19 protein-coding genes are annotated in these 20,095 nt (G+C 73.9%); 2 read left to right on the top strand and 17 right to left on the bottom strand.

Annotated elements, in window-relative coordinates:
• Positions 1-36: 36 nt before the first annotated feature.
• From C5507_RS03650 to C5507_RS03620, 7 genes are all read right to left on the bottom strand, one after another.
• Complete coding sequence (locus C5507_RS03650; protein WP_130504137.1) at positions 37-1,224, bottom strand: hypothetical protein; 1,188 nt, start codon at positions 1,222-1,224, stop codon at positions 37-39.
• A gap of 38 nt (positions 1,225-1,262) precedes the next feature.
• Positions 1,263-2,060: a hypothetical protein gene (locus C5507_RS03645; RefSeq protein WP_130504136.1), complete on the bottom strand. Its 798-nt coding sequence runs from the start codon at positions 2,058-2,060 to the stop codon at positions 1,263-1,265.
• On the bottom strand, positions 2,057-2,428 hold the full coding sequence (locus C5507_RS03640) for an STAS domain-containing protein (RefSeq protein ID WP_104527180.1): 372 nt from the start codon (positions 2,426-2,428) through the stop codon (positions 2,057-2,059). The genes C5507_RS03645 and C5507_RS03640 overlap by 4 nt, the downstream gene beginning before the upstream one ends.
• A gap of 35 nt (positions 2,429-2,463) precedes the next feature.
• Complete coding sequence (locus tag C5507_RS03635; RefSeq protein WP_104527179.1) at positions 2,464-2,817, bottom strand: STAS domain-containing protein; 354 nt, start codon at positions 2,815-2,817, stop codon at positions 2,464-2,466.
• A complete protein-coding gene (locus C5507_RS03630) occupies positions 2,814-4,412 on the bottom strand; it encodes an ATP-binding SpoIIE family protein phosphatase (protein WP_158657498.1) in 1,599 nt (532 codons plus the stop codon). Before C5507_RS03630 ends, C5507_RS03635 begins: the two co-directional genes overlap by 4 nt.
• 373 nt (positions 4,413-4,785) lie before the next feature.
• A complete protein-coding gene (locus C5507_RS03625; protein WP_104527177.1) occupies positions 4,786-6,018 on the bottom strand; it encodes an OsmC family protein in 1,233 nt (410 codons plus the stop codon).
• Positions 6,019-6,082: 64 nt separating this feature from the next.
• Positions 6,083-7,189, bottom strand: a complete 1,107-nt coding sequence (locus C5507_RS03620; protein WP_104527176.1) for an NAD(P)-dependent alcohol dehydrogenase — start codon at positions 7,187-7,189, stop codon at positions 6,083-6,085.
• A 136-nt stretch (positions 7,190-7,325) separates the two neighbouring features.
• On the opposite strand from C5507_RS03620, the gene C5507_RS03615 reads away from it, so the two are divergent.
• Positions 7,326-7,922, top strand: a complete 597-nt coding sequence (locus C5507_RS03615; protein ID WP_104527175.1) for an MSMEG_1061 family FMN-dependent PPOX-type flavoprotein — start codon at positions 7,326-7,328, stop codon at positions 7,920-7,922.
• A gap of 8 nt (positions 7,923-7,930) precedes the next feature.
• On the opposite strand, the gene C5507_RS03610 is transcribed toward C5507_RS03615, so the two are convergent.
• The 5 genes from C5507_RS03610 to C5507_RS03590 all read right to left on the bottom strand — a co-directional run bounded on the left by C5507_RS03610 (position 7,931) and on the right by C5507_RS03590 (position 14,147).
• Positions 7,931-8,749: an ABC transporter ATP-binding protein gene (locus C5507_RS03610; RefSeq protein ID WP_104527174.1), complete on the bottom strand. Its 819-nt coding sequence runs from the start codon at positions 8,747-8,749 to the stop codon at positions 7,931-7,933.
• A gap of 79 nt (positions 8,750-8,828) precedes the next feature.
• A complete protein-coding gene (locus tag C5507_RS03605) occupies positions 8,829-9,881 on the bottom strand; it encodes a FecCD family ABC transporter permease (protein WP_104527173.1) in 1,053 nt (350 codons plus the stop codon).
• A complete protein-coding gene (locus C5507_RS03600; RefSeq protein WP_104527172.1) occupies positions 9,878-10,921 on the bottom strand; it encodes a FecCD family ABC transporter permease in 1,044 nt (347 codons plus the stop codon). The genes C5507_RS03605 and C5507_RS03600 overlap by 4 nt, the downstream gene beginning before the upstream one ends.
• On the bottom strand, positions 10,918-11,940 hold the full coding sequence (locus tag C5507_RS03595) for an iron-siderophore ABC transporter substrate-binding protein (protein WP_104527171.1): 1,023 nt from the start codon (positions 11,938-11,940) through the stop codon (positions 10,918-10,920). The genes C5507_RS03600 and C5507_RS03595 overlap by 4 nt, the downstream gene beginning before the upstream one ends.
• A 152-nt stretch (positions 11,941-12,092) precedes the next feature.
• Positions 12,093-14,147, bottom strand: coding sequence for a cation:proton antiporter (locus C5507_RS03590; RefSeq protein ID WP_104527273.1), 2,055 nt, complete (start codon positions 14,145-14,147; stop codon positions 12,093-12,095).
• 109 nt (positions 14,148-14,256) lie between these two features.
• On the opposite strand from C5507_RS03590, the gene C5507_RS03585 reads away from it, so the two are divergent.
• Positions 14,257-15,744, top strand: a complete 1,488-nt coding sequence (locus C5507_RS03585; protein WP_104527170.1) for an MFS transporter — start codon at positions 14,257-14,259, stop codon at positions 15,742-15,744.
• Between the two features lie 5 nt (positions 15,745-15,749).
• Here C5507_RS03585 and C5507_RS03580 read toward each other — a convergent pair whose 3' ends face one another.
• The 5 genes from C5507_RS03580 to C5507_RS03560 all read right to left on the bottom strand — a co-directional run bounded on the left by C5507_RS03580 (position 15,750) and on the right by C5507_RS03560 (position 20,031).
• A complete protein-coding gene (locus C5507_RS03580) occupies positions 15,750-16,115 on the bottom strand; it encodes a hypothetical protein (RefSeq protein ID WP_130504135.1) in 366 nt (121 codons plus the stop codon).
• Positions 16,116-16,190: 75 nt separating this feature from the next.
• Positions 16,191-17,174, bottom strand: a complete 984-nt coding sequence (locus C5507_RS03575) for a sigma-70 family RNA polymerase sigma factor (protein WP_104527272.1) — start codon at positions 17,172-17,174, stop codon at positions 16,191-16,193.
• A 71-nt stretch (positions 17,175-17,245) separates the two neighbouring features.
• Positions 17,246-18,880: a hypothetical protein gene (locus C5507_RS03570; protein WP_104527168.1), complete on the bottom strand. Its 1,635-nt coding sequence runs from the start codon at positions 18,878-18,880 to the stop codon at positions 17,246-17,248.
• Between the two features lie 132 nt (positions 18,881-19,012).
• A complete protein-coding gene (locus C5507_RS03565) occupies positions 19,013-19,435 on the bottom strand; it encodes a MarR family transcriptional regulator (RefSeq protein WP_104527167.1) in 423 nt (140 codons plus the stop codon).
• A gap of 29 nt (positions 19,436-19,464) precedes the next feature.
• On the bottom strand, positions 19,465-20,031 hold the full coding sequence (locus tag C5507_RS03560; protein ID WP_104527166.1) for a DUF5655 domain-containing protein: 567 nt from the start codon (positions 20,029-20,031) through the stop codon (positions 19,465-19,467).
• Positions 20,032-20,095 lie beyond the last annotated feature (64 nt).

Genomic DNA, 20,095 nt, shown 5'->3' with positions numbered 1-20,095 from the left:
AGCCGGACCGCCGTCCCCGGGCTGAACCGACATGGTCTACGCCGACCGGTGGACGGAGGGTTCTGTCAGCCACACCGCGACGACGGTGGGCGCCACCGTCGCCGCCACGGTCTGGCGGAGACCGGTCGTCACTTCACCGAGATCGACCTGATCGCGTAGCCGGGCGGCGAAGGCCTCGACGGCCCGCGACGCGTCGTACCGGGCCCGGTCGAAGCGTCGGTCGACGACATCCCGCACTTGCCGGTGCACCGGCCCGAAGACCGCTGCGACCGCCAGTGTGACAGCGGCCACGACCAGGTCCGAGGCGCGGGCCAGAGGGCCCAGCCGGGGCAGCAGGACAGCCACCACGAGTCCGTAGACCGCGAACAGCCCCGCGACGAGCACCGCGTAGGAGACCGTTCGGCTGATGAGCCGGTCGATCTCGAAGAGCCGGTAGCGCAGGACGGCGATCCCGACGGCGATCGGGATCAGGACGGAGGATGACGCGTTGAGGTAGGGCCACAGCCCGTCACCCATGCGCAGGTCGACGGCGTCCGCCAGGATCGTCGCCCCCACGATCGCGGCCGCCAACAGGAACCATTTCAACTGTTGCCGCACGAGTGGGCCGGCACGTCGGAAGCGCACGCCCAGAGAGATGACCGCGGCGACTTCCAGGAGGAAGAGACCGACGAAGCCGACCTCGGCGACATCGGCCCACCGCTCACCTGCTTCCCCCGTGATCGCCCACGGGGTGGTGGCAACGGGGTCACGTCGGGACGGCCCGAAGGCTGCGGCGCCTCCAGTGACGAGGAGGAACAGGATGGTCGTCAGCGGCAACCACCGCCACCGGCGGCTGGGCAACCGGCCGGTCGGGAAGAGCAGGAAGATGAGGATGATCAGGGCGATGACCGTGCGGAAGGCGTTGTCCTCCACCAGGACCACCGCCCAGTACGGGACGTCGTCCACGCGTCGCAGTTGTGTGCAGATTCCCACCACGCCCAGCAGCAGGGCCCCGGCGAGCCACACCCAGCCGTAGGGGTTGCCCGGCATCCGTGCCGCCAGCAGCGCGCCCACCAGGGAGGCAGCGACGACGGCCGGGAGCGCGAAGAAGAAGTACGGAGACTCGGATCCTCGCGACGACGTCCCCAGGCCGACTCGAAGGGCGAGCGACAGCAGGATGAGCGCGAGGCCCACCGTGCACAGCAGCCAGGGCACCCACGCCCGACTGCGGCCAGGCGCCGGCACGGCCTACACCCCCGGAGCCAGGGAGTACTCGCGCACGGTCAGCCTCGAGGCGCTCTGAATCCGTGGATCAGGGTCCGCGGCCCTCCGTTGTGCCGCAGGTTGGTCCAGCGCCGCCACTGCCGACGTCGATCCACGCACGTGATCCGCGTGACCACCGGCCGCCGTTCGGCCCCGAGCGCGGCAGCCAGGTTCGTCAACGTCGCGATCCAGAACCGGTCCTCCATCCGCGCCGCCCCCAAGAGGTAGGCGACCTCCGCCACCGGATCGGCGGCGCGGAGCAGCATGCTGACCTCAGCGGTCCTGGTCCCACCGTCCTCCTCGGCCGCGAAGGTGATCCATGCGGTGAACATGTGGCCCTGCGGCGTCATGAACGTGAAGGACGTCTCGTCCGCGTAGAGCACGAAGACCCCGGTCGACAGCAGGACGAGCTGCCCCACCCCCACGTCGAGTGCGGCCAGCTCTCCCGGGGCGATGCCCGCCAGCGGTGCGTGGAAGCTGCCGCCGCTCGGCCAGAACTCACCGAACCGCGCCTTCCATTCACCGACCACCTGCGCGGCCGACAAGTCCACTCCCGGCAGCGGCACGCGATAGTTGCGCTGCCACAGCTGACCGAAGCCCTGCTGCGGGCCCATCAGCCGCTTGCCCTCCAATCCCCGGCTCCTGGCTGCATCCGAGACGGCGCCCAGCCGCTGGACCGGAGCGGCCCAGTAGGAGGCGTCGCGCGGAACCCGAGGAATCGGGCCGGCGTCGTCCGGTAGCGGCAGCTCCGGACCGTCCGTCCGCTCGCCTGACGACCGCCCGGCGCGGTACTCCTCCCCCGGCAGGCGGTCGCTCACCGGACTCGCGCTCCGAGACGGGCCGCGTCGAGTGCGTGTCGCTCGTCCGGATGCACGCCGATGACCTCGTCGATGCGGGTCAGCTCGAAGATCTGACGGTAATGGTCGGAGAGCCCGAACGCCGTGACCTGCTGGTGAGCACGCTTCGCCCGCACGAGCAGCGTCACGAGCAGCCCGATGCCTCCGCTGTTCATGTAGTCCAGATCGGAGAAGTTCAACGCGATGCCGCGCGGCTCGTCGCGACTCGCCTCCCGGTAGGCGTCCATGAGCGCGGCCTCGCTCGCCGCGGTGACATCGCCCTTCAGGTCGATGACGGCGACGTCGCGGTCCGTGTGACGCACGGACGTCTCCAGTTGGGTGACGGACATCGGCGCTCCCCTTCGTGCGGATCTTCGTGCGGATCTCAGGCGCTCGCGGTCACATGTCCCAGGGCGCTGGGCTCGTCGTCGTAGATCGTGATGAACTCCGACAACCGGGTGATCGTGAAGATCTGCCGGTAGTGGGCCGACAACCCGTACGCGGTGACGTCCCGGCCGTCGCGGCGCGCGCGGGCCAGCAGTCCGACGAGCAGTGCGATACCGGTGGAATCGATGTAGCCGACGTCCGACAGGTTGAGGACGACCGTCTGCGGCTCGCGCGACGCGGCCTCGTCGTAGGCGGCCTCGAGGTCCTCCCGCGCCTCGGCGCGCAGGTCACCGGCCAGGTCGAGGACCACGACCCTGGCTCGGGGGATGCGCACCGGGTAGCGAGGGGTCATGACGCCACTCCGTCCCGGTGCAGGACGAGCTCCACGGTGTGGCCGCCGACCTGGTCGCGGGTGCGGACCTCGTCGACGAGGTTTCGCATGAGGTACAGCCCCCAGCCCCGGGGCGACTGCCGCCCGGCGAGCTTGGCGTCGAGATCCGGCTGCTCCGGACCCTCTGGGCTGGGCCCGTGGACCGCTCGATCGGTCACGGTCACGAGCACGGCATCGTCCGTGGCGGCGACCACCAGGCGCACCGGCAGCTCGGGGCGGTTGCCGTTGCCGTGCTCGATCGCGTTCATGGTGGCCTCGGCCACGGCCGTTGCCAGGGCGTCCCGTCGCAGTGCGGGCAGGCCGAGCGGGTCCACAGCTGCCGCCAGCCTCGGCAGCACCGCCCGCTCACCGCCGGGCTCGCTGGCCACCGTGAAGGCGGCCAGCACCCGGGCTTGCGGCGGCAGGCCCGCTGCGTCGGTCGGCCCGTCCATCCCGATGACCGCCGCAGTCGCCGTCCGCGACAGCGTGACCAGCGTGATGTCATCCTCCTGCTCCCAGTCCGGCCCGGTGAAGGCCGCGAGGTGCGTCAGCACCCGGTCGATCAGGTCCGTCTCCGATGTCGCGCCCGCGACGAGCTCCTTGAGCCGGGGAAAACCGAACATGGTGCGCTCGGGGTCATGGGCCTCGACCACCCCGTCGCTGTGGAAGAGGACGCCCTGCCCCGGCTCCAGCCGGACCTCCTTCTCCTCGTAGTCCATGTCCGGCAGCAGGCCCAAGGGCATCCCCGTGGCGCGCAACTCCACCACGCCCTCCGCCCTCCGCAGGTACGGCAGGTCGTGCCCGGCGTTCGCGTACCGCAGCCGGCCGCTGGCGGGGTCCAGAACGGCGTACAGGCACGTCACGAACATGTTCGCGGGCATCTCCTCGACGAGCAGCGCATTGGCCCGACGCAGCACCTCCCCGGGCGCGAGCAGCCGGGCCGCTTCGGCTCGGAGGATGCTGTGGGTGGTCGCCATGACCAGCGCGGCCGGCACGCCCTTGTCGGTCACATCGCCGATGACGATGCCGACCTGCCCTCCGGGCAGCTGCAGGAAGTCGTAGAAATCCCCGCCGACCTCCCGGGCCGGCTGGTAGTGGGCGGCGACGTGCCAGCCGGGCATCTCGGGCAGGGACTTCGGCAGGAACTGCTGCTGGATCAGCCGGGCGACGTGCAGTTCCTGCTCGATCCTCTGCCGGCTCAGCACCTCCGCCTCCTGCTCGCGGACCAACTGGGCCACCCGGACCGCGGGTGCGGCGTGCGTCGCCAGGTCCTGCAGCAGCCGACGGTCGTTCGTGGAGTACTCGCGCTCCGAGCGGCGCGGGCCGAGAGCGAGCAGCCCCACCAGCTCCCCGGACGTGACCAGCGGCACCAGCAACGCCATGCCGGCCGCCTTCAGCGCCCGGACGCCGGGCGAGTCCAGATCGATGCGGTCCAGGGCGATCGGCTCGGCCACCTGCGCCAGGTGTTCGACCAGCGGGTCGTCGGGATCGAACGCGACGGTCGTCGTCGGCAGCGGGTCGGGCGGGCTCGCCGGCGGCCCGCTGCGCCACGGCGAGACCCATCCACGCCGAGGCACCGCGCCCGCTGCTCGGCCGGCATCCCCGTCCGGTGCCGGCGCCGCGGGCGGCGCAGCGGCCCGTCGTCGCACCGGAAACCACCGCCGGCCCCACGGCTCGACCGGGCGGTCCTCGATGGACGGAGCACGCGTCGCTCTCACCCCTCCGCGAAGCCTGCCAGTAGGGGTCATCGTGCTCCCGACGCGGGCGTCCCGGAAGCGCTAGGCGCGTGCCTGGAGATTTCGCTGCGCGTCAGGCTCAACCCGGGAGGACGCGGGAGGTGCCCGGGGGCCGGCAGGCGATCGGCACCGGCAAGCCCGAGGCCGAGACGCGACAACGGTCGCGCGGGTCGGACGTGCGTCGAGCGGCGCACGAGGTCGGGGCTCGCCGCGCTCAGGCACCGGCCGCCGGCACGGCGACGGTCGAGGACCACCGGAGCCTGGTCTTCAGGTCGGTCCGGCACAGCGCGTGCAGGAAGCAGGTCTGCTCGCCCATGTCGAGCAGGGTCCGCGCGAACTCGTCGTCCTCCTGGCTCTCCAGGTGCACGTGCGTCTCCACCGGATCGGCGCCACCGGCCAGTCCGGTCCCGCCGGACGCACCACCGAGGGAGACGTGGGTGTCCTGGATGATCCGGTACCTGCCGAGCCGCTTCTTCGTGATCGCGGCGTAGCGCCCGAACTGGGTCATGAAGCAGAAGGCGATCCCCGCGGAGATCAGCGTCGCGGCGTCGGGAGCGAGGCCCTGGCCACCGGCGCCCACCGGCTCGTCGGAGAGGAAGCGGAACCTCGAGCCGCTCGGCTCGAGCAGCTGGACGTCGATCACCTTCACGCCGTCGGCACGAACAGTGCACACGCCACGCACGTGCAGCGCCCGCTTCTGCTCCGCGCGGAGGCTGGAGTTGCTGCCCCCATCGCCCTCGTGCAGCTCGGCCGAGCCGGTCCTCCGCATCAGCTCAGGGGCCTCCGGTGGGCCGTCGACGGCGATCTCGTCGTACCGGTCCTCGGCGTCCGGCAGCGCCGCTCCCTCCAGAGCGGCCACCCGCGACGGCTCCAGCGGCTCGCCGTTGTGCGTCAGCGTGAACAGGCTCTCCAGCTGCCCCCGGAGCAGGCCGTTCAGTGGCGAGGCGTCGATGGCGTCGGCCCCGAGGCTGCGGAGCGCGGCCTGGTCGGCGCCGGCCTCCACCTCGATGGTGAGTTCCGGCGCCAGCGCGCCGCCGACCATCGTCCCGCGGACCGCGGAGCCCTCCATCGTGTAGTGGTTGTCCAGCGTCAGCCGCAGGCCGGGGAGGGCGATCCCCCGCTGCGCGGCGAGGGCGGTGACCTCGTTGGCGTACGACGCCACCATGCCTGCATCGAGGAAGGCCAGGGGGAACGGGGCCTCGTCGTAGCCGGCCAGGTACGGCCCCTCGTCCGAGGTCAGGCGCCATCCGCGGCCACTGGCGCTGGAGACCACGAGGGCTTCCTTCTGCATGCCCTCCAGCGACCGGACGAAGGTGCGCACCGCGACGTCGCGCCGGGCGCCGGGCGGGGCGAGCTCGAAGCGGCTCGGGTCCTCGAACGCGAAGAAGCGCGGCCGGGGATCCTCGCCGAGGACGTTCGCCGGCGTCGAGGTGCGGTCGGTCGTCATGTGCAGATCCTCTCGGTCGGCGCGAGGAGCCTGGATCGGTCGTCCGGTCGGAGGCGAGAGCCCGTCAGTGCGGCATGCGGATGATCGGCTTGACGACCACACCGCTGTGCGAGGCCTCGACGGCGTCCGCGATGTCCTCCAGCGGGAAGTACTGGACCAGCCGGTCGAAGGGGAACCGCCCCTGCACGTGCAGGTCCATCAGGGACGAGATCAGCGCCTGCCCGCGGCCACTGCCGCCCAGCGTGCCGCGGATGGTCTTGCCCCACAGCGTGCTCAGGTGGTCGGCGCTGAACTCCGCCCCCGCCGGTGCGCCGCCGATGAGCAGGGCGGTCCCGAGCATTCCGACGGAGTCGATCGCCTGCCGGAGCACCGAGGGGATCCCGGTGCAGTCCAGGGAGGCGTCGGCCGGGCCACCGCAGATGTCGGTGACGGCGCCGACCGGGTCGGTGTCCGTGGCGTCGATGGTGTGGGTGGCGCCCAGGTCGGTGGCCAGCCGCAGCCGTGACGCGTGCCGGTCCACGGCGATGATCGTCGTCGCAGGCGAGCACCGGGCGGCCATCACCGCGGCCAGCCCCACAGTCCCGGCGCCGTACACGACGATCGAGGACCCCGGCTCCGGGCGCAGGGTGTTGAAGACGGCCCCCGCACCGGTGGCCAGACCGCAGGCCAGCGGACCCATGAGCTCGACCGGCAGCCCCTCCGGGACGGGCACGAGCGACGACGCCGAGGTCATCGCGTAGGTGGCGAAGGACGACTGGCCGAAGAAGTGGCTGGCCACGGTCCCGCCGTCGGGGGTCCGCAACGCCGAGCCCCGGCCGCCGGGGCGCTGGCCCCCGCCGACGAGCTCACCGAGCCTCAGGCAGTAGCGCGGTTCCCCGGCCAGGCAGTTGCGGCACTCCCCGCAGTACGGCCAGCCCAGCACCACGTCCTGCCCCTCGCGGACGCCGGTGACGCCCTCCCCCACCGCGACGACCGTGCCGGCCCCCTCGTGACCGAGCACCCCCGGCAGCGGGAACGGGAGGTCGCCGTCGCGGGCGATCCCGTCGGTGTGGCAGTAGCCGGTCGCGGCCACCTTCACCAGCACGTCCCCGGGACCGGGATCCTCCAGCTCGAGGGACCGGACGACGAACGGGCCGTGCAGCTCTTCGACGACTGCGGCAGTGATCTCCACGATCAGCTCCTGGTGCCGGGCGAGTAGTGGGGCAGGCCCTCCGCCGACCCTCGCGACCCATCATGGGGCAGCGCCCGCGCGCCCGCCCCGGAACCGGGGCGGCCCGCTGCCGGACCATCTCTCTACCGTCTGCGGCATGAGTGCGCCCGATCCCCTCGCCGGCTACGGGGACGCGTCCCAGCCCGCCTGGGACAAGGAGATCGACCACCTGGACCGGCACTGCCGGGCGTTCATCGGGATCTCCCCCTGGCTGACGCTGGGCACCGCCGACGCCGACGGCTTCCCCGACGTCTCACCCCGCGGGGGTGAGCCGGGCTTCGTGAAGGTCCTCGACGACTCCCGGCTGGTCCTCCCCGACCGCCCCGGCAACAACCGCGTCGACAGCCTGCGCAACGTCACGGCCAACCCCCGGGTCGCGCTGATGTTCGTGGCGCCCGGCATCAACGAGACGCTGCGGGTGTTCGGGACGGCCGCGCTCGTCCCCGCCGACGAGGTCGACGTGGACCTCACCGAGTTCGGCCGGCCGCCCCGCTCGGCGCTGGTCGTCCAGGTGCAGCGGGCCTACTTCCAGTGCGCGCGGTCGCTGCTGCGCTCCGGGCTCTGGGAGCCGGAGAAGTGGCCCGGGCGCGGCGACCTCGCGCCGATGGGCGTGGTCTTCCGCGACCACTGCCGGCTGCCGGCGCCGCTGCCGCCGGACGAGGTGATGCACGCCGACCTCGCGCAGCACCTCTGACCCTCCGGTCAGCCGGCGGCGGCCGCCGTCGCCATGTGGTGGCGGCCGATCGGCAGCATGAGCGGGCGGCCCGACGTCGGGTCGACGATGACCCGGCTGTCCAGCCCGAAGACCGCGCGGATGCACTCCTCGGTGAGCACGTCGCCCGGCTCCCCCGCGGCGTGCACCCTGCCGGCGGCCAGCGCCACCAGGTGGTCGGCGTAGCGGGCGGCCATGTTGAGGTCGTGCAGGACCATGACGACTGTCGTGCCGCGGGCCCGGTTGAGGTCGGTGAGCAGGTCCAGCACCTCGATCTGGTGGCTCACGTCGAGGAAGGTCGTCGGCTCGTCCAGGAGCAGCAGGTCGGTCTGCTGGGCCAGCGCCATGGCGATCCAGACCCGCTGCCGCTGCCCCCCGGAGAGCTCGTCCACCGAACGGTCGGCCAGCTCGACGGCCTGCGTCGCCTCCAGCGCGGCGGCCACCGCGACGTCGTCCTCCGTCCGCCACCGGGTGAAGACGCCCTGGTGCGGGTGCCGCCCCCGGCCGACGAGGTCGGCGACGGTGATGCCCTCTGGCGCGATCGGCGACTGCGGGAGCAGGCCGAGGGTGCGGGCCAGCTCCTTGGCCGGGAAGCGGTGCACCGCCTTGCCGTCGAGCAGGACATGGCCGTCGCGCGGCGCCAGCAAGCGGGACATGGAGCGCAGCAGGGTGGACTTGCCGCAGGCGTTGGCCCCGACGATCGCGGTGATCCGTCCGGGCGGGACGACGAGGTCGAGGTCCTCGATCACGGTGCGCTCGCCGTACGCGAGGCTCAGCCCATCGGCGACGAGCGAGTGGGTGACGCTCACAGTGCTCTCCGTTCGCTCCCGCGAGGCGCTCCGCTCCTCGCTCGCTGGCGCTCGCTGCGATGCTCACGCCCCTGTCCGCTCACAGGGAACCTCCGACGCGGTTGGTCCGGACGATCAGGTAGATCAGGTACGGCGCGCCCAGCACCCCGGTGACGACGCCGACCGGGAAGCGGGTGTCGAGGGCGAACTGGCCGATGAGGTCCGCCAGCAGCACCAGCAGCGCTCCCACGAACCCGGCCGGCACCAGGAGCGAGCCGTTCGGGCCGACCACGCGCGCCGCGATCGGCCCGGCGAGGAACGACACGAAGGCGATCGGGCCGCACGCGGCGGTGGCGAAGGCGATGAGGCCGACCGCCGCCACGATGGCGACCACGCGGGTCCGCTCGACGCGGACACCGAGGGCCGACGCGGCGTCGTCCCCGAGCTGCAGCGCCGACAGCTCCCGCGCCCGGCTCAGCAGGACCGGCCCGAGCACGACGAGGGCGACCAGTGCCGGGACCGTCACGGCCCACGTGGTGCCGTTGAGGCTGCCGGTCAGCCAGCGCAGCGCCTCGGCGTAGCCCCAGGCGCCGGCCTTGGACAGCACGTAGTTGGTCGCGCTGGTGGACATCGCGGCGACGCCGATGCCGATGAGGATCAGCCGGGTGCCCGCGACGCCGTTCGTGAACGCCAGCCCGTAGATCAGCAGCGCCACACCCAGCGCGGCGACGATCGCCGTCAGCGAGACCGCCGTACCCGACCAGCCGAGGACGACGATCGCGAACGCCGCGGCGGCGCTGGCCCCGGTGCTGATGCCGATGACGTCCGGGCTGGCCAACGGGTTGCGCAGCATCGTCTGGAAGGTGACGCCGGCCAGGCCGAAGCTCAGGCCGGCCACGACGGCCAGCACCGCACGCGGCAGCCGCAGCCGGCCGACGGTGAACGACGCGCCGGCCACCTCCTGGCCGGCCACCACCCGCAGCACGTCGCCGGGCGGGTAGAAGGTCCGGCCGACCATCAGCGACGCCGCGAACCCGGCGACGACCAGGGCGGCGAGCACCACGACGACGACGCGCCGCCGGGCGGCGCGGCGGGTCCGGCCGCTCGCGACGGCGCCGACCGTCGACGGGGCCGGAGCGAGGGTGGTGCTCACAGCTCCCGCACCTTCTGGCGCCGCACGATGGCGATGAAGAACGGGGCGCCGAGAAGGGCGGTCAGGATGCCGACGTCCAGCTCGGCCGGGCGGGCGATGATGCGCCCCACCACGTCGGAGGCGGTCAGCAGGCAGGCCCCCGTGAGCGCCGAGAACGGCAGCAGCCAGCGGTGGTCGACGCCGACGAGCAACCGGCACAGGTGCGGGACGACGAGCCCCACGAACCAGATCGGGCCGGCGACCGCGGTGGCCGCGCCGCAGAGCAGCACCGAGCCGAAGGCGGCCACGCCGCGGACCAGCGCGACGCGCTCCCCCAGGCCGGCCGCGAGCTCGTCGCCCAGAGCCAGGGAGTTCAGGCTGCGGGCCGACAGCAGGCTGAGCACCAGGCCGGCGGCGAGAAAGGGCAGGACCGGCGTGATGCCGGCGAAGGTCGCGCCGCCCACCCCGCCCACCTGCCACGACTGCACGCTCTCGGCGATGTCGCCCCGGGGCAGGGCGATGGCGGTGATGAACGAGGTGAGCGCCGCCGACGTCGCGGCCCCGGCCAGCGCGAGCTTGAGCGGCGTGGCCCCGCCCCGGCCGAGCGAGCCGACGGCGTAGACGAAGACCGCCGCCACCGCGGCACCGGCGATCGCCGTCCAGATCCGGCTGGTCGCGGTGAACAGCCCGAACCACGCGAAGCCGGCGACGACGAAGAGCGACGCGCCCATGTTGATGCCCAGGACGCCGGGGTCGGCCAGGGGGTTCCGGGTCACGCCCTGCATCACCGCGCCGGCGAGCCCGAGGGCCGCCCCGACGAGGACGGCGAGCACCGTCCGCGGGATGCGCTTGGTCACCGCCGCCTCGGCGATGGTGTCCGAGGACCCGCCGAGGGCGCCCACGATGTCCGACCAGCCGACGTCCCGGGAGCCCACCGCCACCGAGGCGGCCGCGAGCAGGACCAGCACCGCGACGACGACGAGCAGCCACAGGACGCGCGCCGACCCCGGGCGCCGCACGACGGCGGCCCCCGGGGTCGGGGCTGGGGCGAGTGCGGTCACTGCCCCTTGTCAGCTGCCTCGGCGAGCATCGTGGCGTAGTCCTCGAGCACCCAGGAGATGGCCAGCGGCGTCGGGTTCGCCGCCGTGCCGAGCGGGGTGTTGGGCAGCAGGACCAGCGCGCCGTTGCGGACGGCGGGGATCTGGGAGAGCAGCGGGTCGGCGTTCAGCGCGTCGACGAGCTCCTGGTCGCCGTAGGTCACGATGACGTCCACGTCGTCGAACGCGTCGACCTGCTCGGCGCTGACCGTGCCGGAGAACTGCTCGGGGTCGGTGGAGGCCTCCTGGACGCTGGCCGGCGTCGTCAGCCCGAGGTCTGCGAAGAAGGCGCTGCGGGTGTCGAACGGCGTGTAGAAGCTGACCTCGCTGAGGTCGGTCGTGTCCACGTGGGTCATGAACATGGCCGAGGTGCCCTCGAGCTGCGGGTGCTCGGCGACGGTGTCGGCGATCTCCTGCTCGATGCTCGCGACGAGCTCCTCGCCCTCGGCGGCCATGCCCATGCCCGCGGCGTTGATCTCGATGACCTCGCGCCACGGCGTCGCCCACGGCGCCTCCGGGTAGGCCACGACCGGAGCGATCTCGCTGAGCGTGTCGTAGTCCTCCTGGGTCAGGCCCGAGTAGCCGGCGAGGATCACGTCGGGGTTCGTGTCGGCGACCGCCTCGAAGTCGATCCCGTCGGTCTCGTCGAACAGCACGGGGGTCTCGGCGTCGAGCTCCTCGAGCCGCTCCTTCACCCAGGGCAGCAGGCCGTCGCCGTCGTCGTCACCGAAGTTGGCCGCGGCCATGCCCACCGGCACGACGCCGAGCGCCAGCGGCACCTCGTGGTTGGCCCACGCCACCGTCGCGACGCGCTCCGGCTTCTCCGGGACGGTGGTCGTGCCGAGGGCGTGCTCGATGGTGATCGGGGCGGACTCCCCGCTGCCGTCGGCCCGGGCCTCGGCCTCGGAGGAGGAGCAGGCGGCGAGCCCACCCGTCAGCAGCACGGCTGCGGAGAGGGCGGCCAGCGTCGATGCGCGGGACATGGGGTCCTTCCAGTCGTCGAGAGCTGCGCCGACGGACCGAACCCCCGGAGGACGCCGCCGTCGTCGGAGCGAAGCGAGGGAAGGCTAGCCTAACCAACTACGTCGGCTCCACGGGGTCCTCCACGGCGGCCGGGCACGACGGCCACCGACGGTCACGGCGGGGGCGACGCCGCCGGCGAGGACTCGGCCTCCGGCGCCGCGCCGGCCGGCGCCGGCACCGTCACGTCGTCGACGAAGCAGTAGGCCCAGCTCTCCCCCGGCTCGGCCGAGGCGACCAGCGGGTGGGCGTCCGCGGCGGCGTGCGCGCGGGCGTGCCGACGCTCGGAGGAGTCGCAGCAACCGACGTAGCCGCAGCTCAGGCACGTGCGCAGGTGCACCCACTCGGTGCCCTCCTGCAGGCAGCCCACGCAGCCGGGGGCCAGGGGCAGCACCGGCCGGGAGGCGGTCCCGTGCCCGCACCCGCTCCCCTCCGGCCACGCGTAGCGGACCACCCGTGCGGTGTCGACGACCGCCCGACCCCGGCTCGGGTGCACGACCGGGTGCCCCAGCTCCCCGAGCACCGAGCGCAGCAGCGCCTGACCGGAGAGCCGGTCCCGGTCGAGGATGTGGTCCGCGCCGGCGTCGGCCAGCTCGGCGACGTCGACGGCGCCCAGCGGGCGGGCCAGGATCGGGGCGTCGGTGACCGCCCGGGCCGACGCGACGACCCGCACCGCCTGCTCGGGGTCGTCCTCGGCGACCACGACGAGGCGGACGTCGGGCACCCCCGCCGTCCGGAGGATCTCGGCCTTGGTCGGGTCCCCGCGCACCACCCGGTGCCCGGCGGACTCCGCCTGCGCCGCCCCGTCGGGGTTGAGCGTGGTCATCACGACGTCGACCCCGCGGCCGCGCAGCGCCGCCGCGACCTCGAGGGCCGTCGGTCCCCAGCCGATGATCGCGACGTGCCCGCGCGGCGCGCTCCCCGCGTGCCCGCCGGCGTCCCCGGGGCCGGCGGCGCGCGACCGGTCGATGCGCGCCCCGGCCGCGGCCAGCTGCGGGGTGACGAGCATGAGCAGGACGGTGGTCGCGACGGCGACCTGCGCACCGTCGTCGGCCAACCCCAGCGGCGCCAGCCCCGCGGCCGTGCCCACGGTGAGCAGCACGAAGGAGAACTCCCCCACCTGGGCCAGCAGCAGCCCGGTGGCGACGGCCGTGCGGACCGGGATGCGGACGGCGGTGGCGGCCACGGCGGTGGTCAGCGTCTTGACCAGCAGGACGACGGCCGCGGCGCCCAGCACCAGCGGCAGGTTGGCGAGCATGAAGCCGACGTCGAGCAGCATGCCGACCGAGACGAAGAAGACCGCGCTGAAGACGATCTGCAGCGGCAGCACCTCGGCGAACGCCTGGCTGCTCGTGCGGCTCTCGCTGACGACCAGACCCGCCAGGAACGCGCCGAGCGAGACGCTCACCCCGGAGAGCGCGGTCAGGTAGGCGGTGCCGAAGCAGACGGCGACGATCGCGAGGAGGAACACCTCCGGGGAGCAGGTCCGCGCGACGACGTCGAGCACCGTGGGCATCACCCGCCGGGCGAGCACCAGGACGACGGCGATCACGGCCACCGCGGTGAGCAGCGCCCAGAGCAGGGAGCCGCCGCCGGACCCTTCGCCGTCGGCACCGGTGCCGGCGCCGAGCAGCGGGACGACGAGCACCATCGCGACCACGGCCAGGTCCTGGGCGATCAGCACGGCCAGCGCCAGCCGCCCGCGGACGGCGGAGTTCTCCCGCCGCTCACCGAGCAGCTTCAGCACGATCGCCGTGGACGACAGCGCGAGCAGGAACCCGGTGAACAGCCCGTCGCGCCAGCCGCCGCCCAGCGCGAGGGTGAGCCCCAGCCCGGCGCCCGTCGCCAGGACCAGCTGCAGGCCACCGGCGACGGCGATCCAGGTCCAGACCCGGGCCAGCCGCTCCAGGGAGAACTCGATGCCGATGGTGAACAGCAGCAGGATCACGCCGATGTCGGCGGCTGCCTCGACCGCCTCGCCGTTCTCGACGATGCCGAGCTGCGCCGGGCCGATCAGGACGCCGGCCACCAGGAAGCCGACGATCGGAACCACCCGGGCGCGAGCGGACAGGTAGCCGATCACCGCGGCCGCCACGACCAGGGCCGCCGTCGGCGCCAGGTAGCCCGGCATCTCGCCGGCCGCGATCACGAGCTCTGCCTCTGGCGCCATGCCCGACATGATGCGCGACGCCTCGGCGGGAATCACGGGTCGCTGCCGACGTTGACCAGCGGTGAGCCGCCCGGGGACACCGTCCGCGGGCTGCGGAGGAGGAGCGATCATGGCGGTGCCACCCGCGGCCGGGACCGGCCTGCGCATGGGCACGCCCCAGGCGCGGTGGGTGCTGCTCGCCACGGTCCTGGGCTCGGGCGTGGCCATGCTCGACGCGACGGTCGTCAACGTCGCCCTGGAGCGGATCGGGGCGGACCTCGACGCCGACTTCGCCGGGCTCCAGTGGACCGTCAACGCCTACACGCTCACGCTCGCCGCGCTCATCCTGCTGGGCGGTTCGCTGAGCGACCGCTACGGGCGGCGCCGGATCTTCGTCGTCGGAGTGGTGTGGTTCGCGCTCGCCTCGCTGCTGTGCGGGCTGGCCCCCGACATCGGGACCCTGGTGGCCGCCCGCGCCCTGCAGGGCGTCGGCGGCGCCTTGCTGACGCCGGGCAGCCTGGCCATCATCTCCGCGTCCTTCTCCGGGCCGGACCGCGCCGCCGCGGTCGGGGCCTGGTCCGGGCTCTCCGGCGTGGCCGCGGCGATCGGGCCGTTCGTCGGGGGCTGGCTGGTGGAGTGGAGCTGGCGGGCGGTCTTCCTGATCAACGTGCCGCTGGCCGTGCTGGTCGTGGCGGTCGCCGCGCGGCACGTCCCGGAATCGCGCGATCCCGAAGCCGCTCCCCGGCTGGACTGGACCGGGACCGCGCTCGTCGCCGCGGGGCTTGGCGCGCTCACCTACGCCCTCACCGCCATCGGGGAGCGGGGAGCCGGCCCGGCGGTCTGGCTGGGCGCGGCAGCGGGCGTCCTCGGGCTCGTCGCCTTCGTCGTGGTCGAGCGGCGGTCGCGGCACCCCCTGGTCCCGCCGGCGCTGTTCGCCGACCGGCAGTTCAACGCCGCCAACGCCGCCACCCTGTTCGTCTACGCCGCCCTGGGTGCGCTCTTCGTGCTGCTGGTGCTGCACCTGCAGGTGGTGTCGGGGTTCAGCCCGCTGCTGGCCGGCACCGCGCTGCTGCCCGTCACCGTGCTCATGCTGTTGTTCTCCGCACGCGTCGGGGCGCTGGCCCAGCGGATCGGCCCGCGTGCCCTTCTCACCGCGGGCCCGCTGGTGGCCGCCGTCGGTGTGCTGCTGATGCTCCGGATCGGCCCGCAGGCCTCCTACCTGGGCGACGTGCTGCCCGCCGTCTCGCTCTTCGGGGCCGGTCTCACGCTGCTGGTCGCCCCGCTGACCGCCACCGTGCTGGACTCCGCCGCGGACCGCTTCGCCGGCGTCGCCTCCGGGGTGAACAACGCCGTGGCCCGGGCCGCCGGTCTGCTGGCGGTCGCCGTCGTGCCCGTCGCCGCGGGTCTGGGTGGGACCGACTACACCGAGCCGACCACGTTCGCGGCCGGCTTCCGCACCGCGACGCTGATCATGGCCGGCCTGCTGCTCGCCGGCGCGCTCGTCTCGGTGGCCTTCATCCGGCGTCCGCTGGGCGACGCACCCCCCGCGCCGCCAGGACCGCCCGCACCGCCGGCGCCCGACCCGGTGCCGGTCGATGCCCGCCCGGATCCTGCCTGAGCCGGTCAGCTCCCCGAACGGACCGCCGCGCGCACGCCCCAGCCGGTGACGGCGTCGGCCGCCCGTCGCCACAGCGGTCTGGCCTGGTGCTCCAGCCGGGCCAGCCGGCCCTCGAGGTCGGCGACCCGTGCGGCGTCCGCGCTCACGACCCGCGGGCGGACGGCCATCGCGGCCAGACCGTCGGTCAGCCCGGTGACCACCCCGGCCGCGTCCTCGGGCGACAGCCGTGCCGTGCCGACGCAGGTCTCGCCGCGCCACAGGCTGAGCACGACCAGCCCCTTCTCGATGTGCGTCGAGACCCGGATCGAGCGTCCCTCACCGCGGGCGTCCACCGCCCAGTGCCCGTGCACGGGCAGCGCCACCACTGTCATCGCCCCAGGCTGGCCGCGCTGCGGCCCCTGGTCAAGCGCAACCGGAACGCGTCGGGCTCGCCGACGGGCCGGCGCCTACAGGGACGTCGGCAGGCCGAGTGCGGCGAACAGCTCGCAGTCGAGGTTCAGGAAGCTGGAGATGTGGGCGATCCGGCCGTCCTCGATCTCCAGCACGTGCAGACCCCACGGCACGTGACCACCACCCTCGGCCGGCCGGTACTGCGCGAACGCCGGCGTCCCGTTGGCCGAGGTCTGGATCAGCTTCGAGCCGCGGCAGCCGCTGGCCGGCGGCGTCACCATCCAGGTGCCGATGTCCTCGCGACCCTGGAGCCACATCTCGAACGGCGGCATGTGCTGGGTGGCGTCCTCGTGCAGCAGCTGCACGAAGGCGTCGATGTCGTAGCGCTCGAAGGCGTCGAGGTACCGCGCCAGCAGCGCCCGGTCGTCGGAGTCGAGCGAGCGCGGCGCGGGGCGCCCCTCGAGATCGGCCAGCGTGGCGCGCGCCCGCTGCAGGGCGCTGTTCACCGACGCCACCGTGGAGTCGAGCAGCTGGGCGACCTCCTCGGCCTTCCAGCGCAGCACCTCCCGCAGGATCAGCACGGCCCGCTGGCGCGGGGGCAGGTGCTGCAGGGCCGCGACGAAGGCCAGCCGGATCGACTCGCGGGCCACCGCCTGCTCGGCCGGGTCACCGTCCTCGGGGATGACCTGGCGGTCGAGCACCGGCTCCACCCACGCCGCACTCGGCAGGCGGCCGGCCAGCGACGCCTCCACCGGCGGGTAGGGCGAACCGGACAGGTCCATCGGCAGGGCCCGCCGCTTCCGACCGGACAGCTGGTCGAGGCAGACGTTCGTGGCGATGCGGTAGAGCCAGGAGCGCACCGCCGACCGGCCCTCGAAGTCGGCGATCCCGCGCCAGGCGCGGACCATCGTCTCCTGGACGGCATCCTCGGCGTCGAAGACCGAACCCAGCATCCGGTAGCAGTAGCCGGTGAGCTCCCGCCGGTGCTCGAGCAACCGTGGGTCCAACTGGTCGGTCGGGCCGAGCGCGACGCTGGTCACCTGCACCACCTCCGGGTCGATGTGCGGACCAGCACACCACAGCCCGCCGACAGAACGGGAGGGTTCCGGCCCTACTGGTAGCTGATGAGGTGCGGATCGGGCTCCACGTCGCTGATGGTCTGCTCCGGGGTGAGCATCGGCAGGTCCTCGTCGTAGAAGTTCTTCCAGCCCCACCACAGCCCCTCGGGGGCATCCCGGCGCAGTGCGGCCCACGTGGCCTGCTTGTCGCCCTGCCCGCCCTGGCCGTCGGCGTGCACCATCACCGCCAGCTCGTCCCGGTCCAGGTCCACCCGCTCCCGCCCGGGCAGCATGTCCAGCCGGAACTGGTGCAGGACCAGCAGCTTCTGCGGCAGCGCGTTCTCCCGCGTCAGGTCGGCCAGCCAGGTGACGACCCGGTTGACCTCCTCGACGTCGACCGAGCCGATCTGCCGCAGGTGCACCTCGCCGGGGCCCAGCCGCCACTCCGGATCCAGTGCCAGGCCGACGTGCGGCAGTTCCAGCAGCGAGCGGTACATCTCGGCCTGGGTGACGAAGTCGGTGCGCCCCGGCTGCAGGTCCAGGACCACGAACATCCCGGCCTCGCCGGCCGCCTCCACCCACGGCCGCAGGAAGTCCACCTCGGCCTCGGCCGAGTAGTCGCCGTCGTCCCCGGCCGACGACGACGCGACGGTCGCGATGATCTCGAAGGTGGGCACCACCGTGGCGTCCACCAGCGGCTCGTACGGGGCGGCGTGCGCCTGCGCGCGTGCGATGGCCTGGTCCAGCGGCTGCTCACCCATCACGCCGAGCGCCCCGGTTCCGGGGTGCCCGTAGAGCGCCACGAGCAGCCGGCCCGGGAACACCAGCTGCCCGCCGCCGGGCAGCTGGTCGCCGGTGGCAGCCGTGGCGGTCTTCCAGTCCAGCCCTTCCTCGGCGGCGAAGCCGGCGCCCAGCGCGACGACGGCGGCGTCCTCCGGCAGGTCCCCGAGCGCGGTGACGACGTCCTCGGAGGCGCGCGGGTCGGTCGCCCCGCCCGTGAGGAGGACCCGCGCCCCGGCAGCGCGGGCGGTCGCGATCCCGGCCGGCGAGTCCCCGGTCGCCAGCACCACGACGTCGTCCAGCGGCTCGGCGGGCTCGACCGGCGGCAGCGAGCCGTCGACGGAGGCCGCCGCCGGTTCCTCGCCCTCCGGCCGCAGCCCCCCCGGTGCGTCGCGCTCCAGCGCGGCCACCGCGGCCGCGTCGCCGTCGGCCGGCACGGGATCGGCCTCGCCCAGGTCCAGCCCGGTCGCCTCGGACACCGCGGCGGCGGTGGCCGGCACCGCCAGCACCTCCGGCCCGCCCTCGTCGGCCGTCAGCTCGGCGTCGCCCACGACGAGGACGTCGGCGGCACCGAGCCGGTCGAGCTCCCCGACCACGGCACCGCCGGCCGCCCCGTCGACCACCAGCAGCGGCACGCCCAGGCCGACGGCGGCCGACGACCCCAGCAGGACCCCCGCGCGGTCGTCCGCACCGGCGACCACCGCCACGCCGGACCGCTCGAACAACGCCCGGCTGGTGCTCACCGCGGCGGCCACCGCATCGGCATCCCCGATCACGGTCAGCCGCTCCCCCGGCGCCGAGACGCCGACGACGGCCGGGTCCGCACCAGCGGGTTCGTCCTCGCCGTCGTCGGTGCACCCGGACACCAGGACTGCGCACAGGACCAGGGGCAGCGTGCGGGAGCGCACGGGGGCGTCCTCCGTTTCCCCGCGCGACGGTGGTGCGAAGAGCACGACGACGACGGCGCGGTCAGCGGTCGACCCTAGCCAGGGAGGGGGCCGGTCGTCGGTGCCGACCCCGCCGGTGCGCGGCCACCCGGCTCAGCGCCGGCCGAGCGCCCGCTCGACGTTCTCGACCATCCGGCTGAGCACCAGCACGGTGCGCTCGTACTCCTGGCGGGACAGCCCGTCGGCGACGTGCCGCCGGACCCGCCCCACCGCGCGCGACACCCGGTCGTGCGCGAGGGTGCCGTCCGCGGTCAGCGACACGACGCCGCCTCCCGACATCGCCCAGCCGCGGCCGATCAGGTCGGCGACCACGACGGCCAGCTCACCCGGGGCCCCGAAGTCGGCGAGGGTGGCGTGCAGGGCGGGCTCGTGCACCGACCCCTCCGCGAGCGAGTGCAGCACCTGCCAGTGCCGGCGGGTCAGCTCCTCGCCGGCGACGACGGCGTCGACCGCCTCGTCCAGCAGGGTGTCCAGGCGCTTCACCCACCAGCCGATCGGCCGCTGCTCCGGATCCATCGGCGCAGCATGACACCGCGCGGGCGACCTCAGAGGTTCTCGCGGTACGCCTCGGCGAGCAGGGCGAGGACCTCCTCGTCGACGTCCTCCACCGAGCCCAGCGCGATCCGGACGGCGCAGTCGCGGTTGCCGACGCTGCGCGCGGGCAGCAGCCGCCCGACCGGTTCGCGGTGGTCGAGCCGCAGGCCCAGGTCCAGCCGGCTCCTCGTGGAGGCCTGCAGGACGGCGAAGGTGCGCCGTGGGCCGACCATCGGGACGTAGCCCTTGCGGGCCTGCACGTGCATCTCGCCCAGGCCCAGCGCGGCCGAGACCACGGCGTCGAAGACCGGTCGCAGCGCGGGCCGGTCGGCGTACTGGGCGTCGATCAGGTCGTCGGCGGAGGCGGTGAGGAAGTCCGGGTAACCGAACCGCTCCATCACGAGCATCATCTGGGCGTAGCCGGTGATGCCCCGCTCGGCCAGCCAGGCGCGCACCTCCGGCTCGCTGCCCAGCCCGGTCCCGCGGACCCGCTCGTTCCAGGTCGCGACGTCCTCGCCGGTGGTGGCCCGCAGCCGCTCGGCGATGCCGGTCATCGTCTCTCCCCAGCTCCGCGTCATCCCGTGATCCTCCCGCTTCGATATCGGTTGGCCGCATGTCCCACCCGCCAGGTAGACACGACCC

Source organism: Blastococcus saxobsidens, assembly GCF_002938435.1.
Classification (GTDB): domain Bacteria; phylum Actinomycetota; class Actinomycetes; order Mycobacteriales; family Geodermatophilaceae; genus Blastococcus; species Blastococcus saxobsidens.
This window is presented reverse-complemented; position numbering and strand designations above follow the sequence as displayed.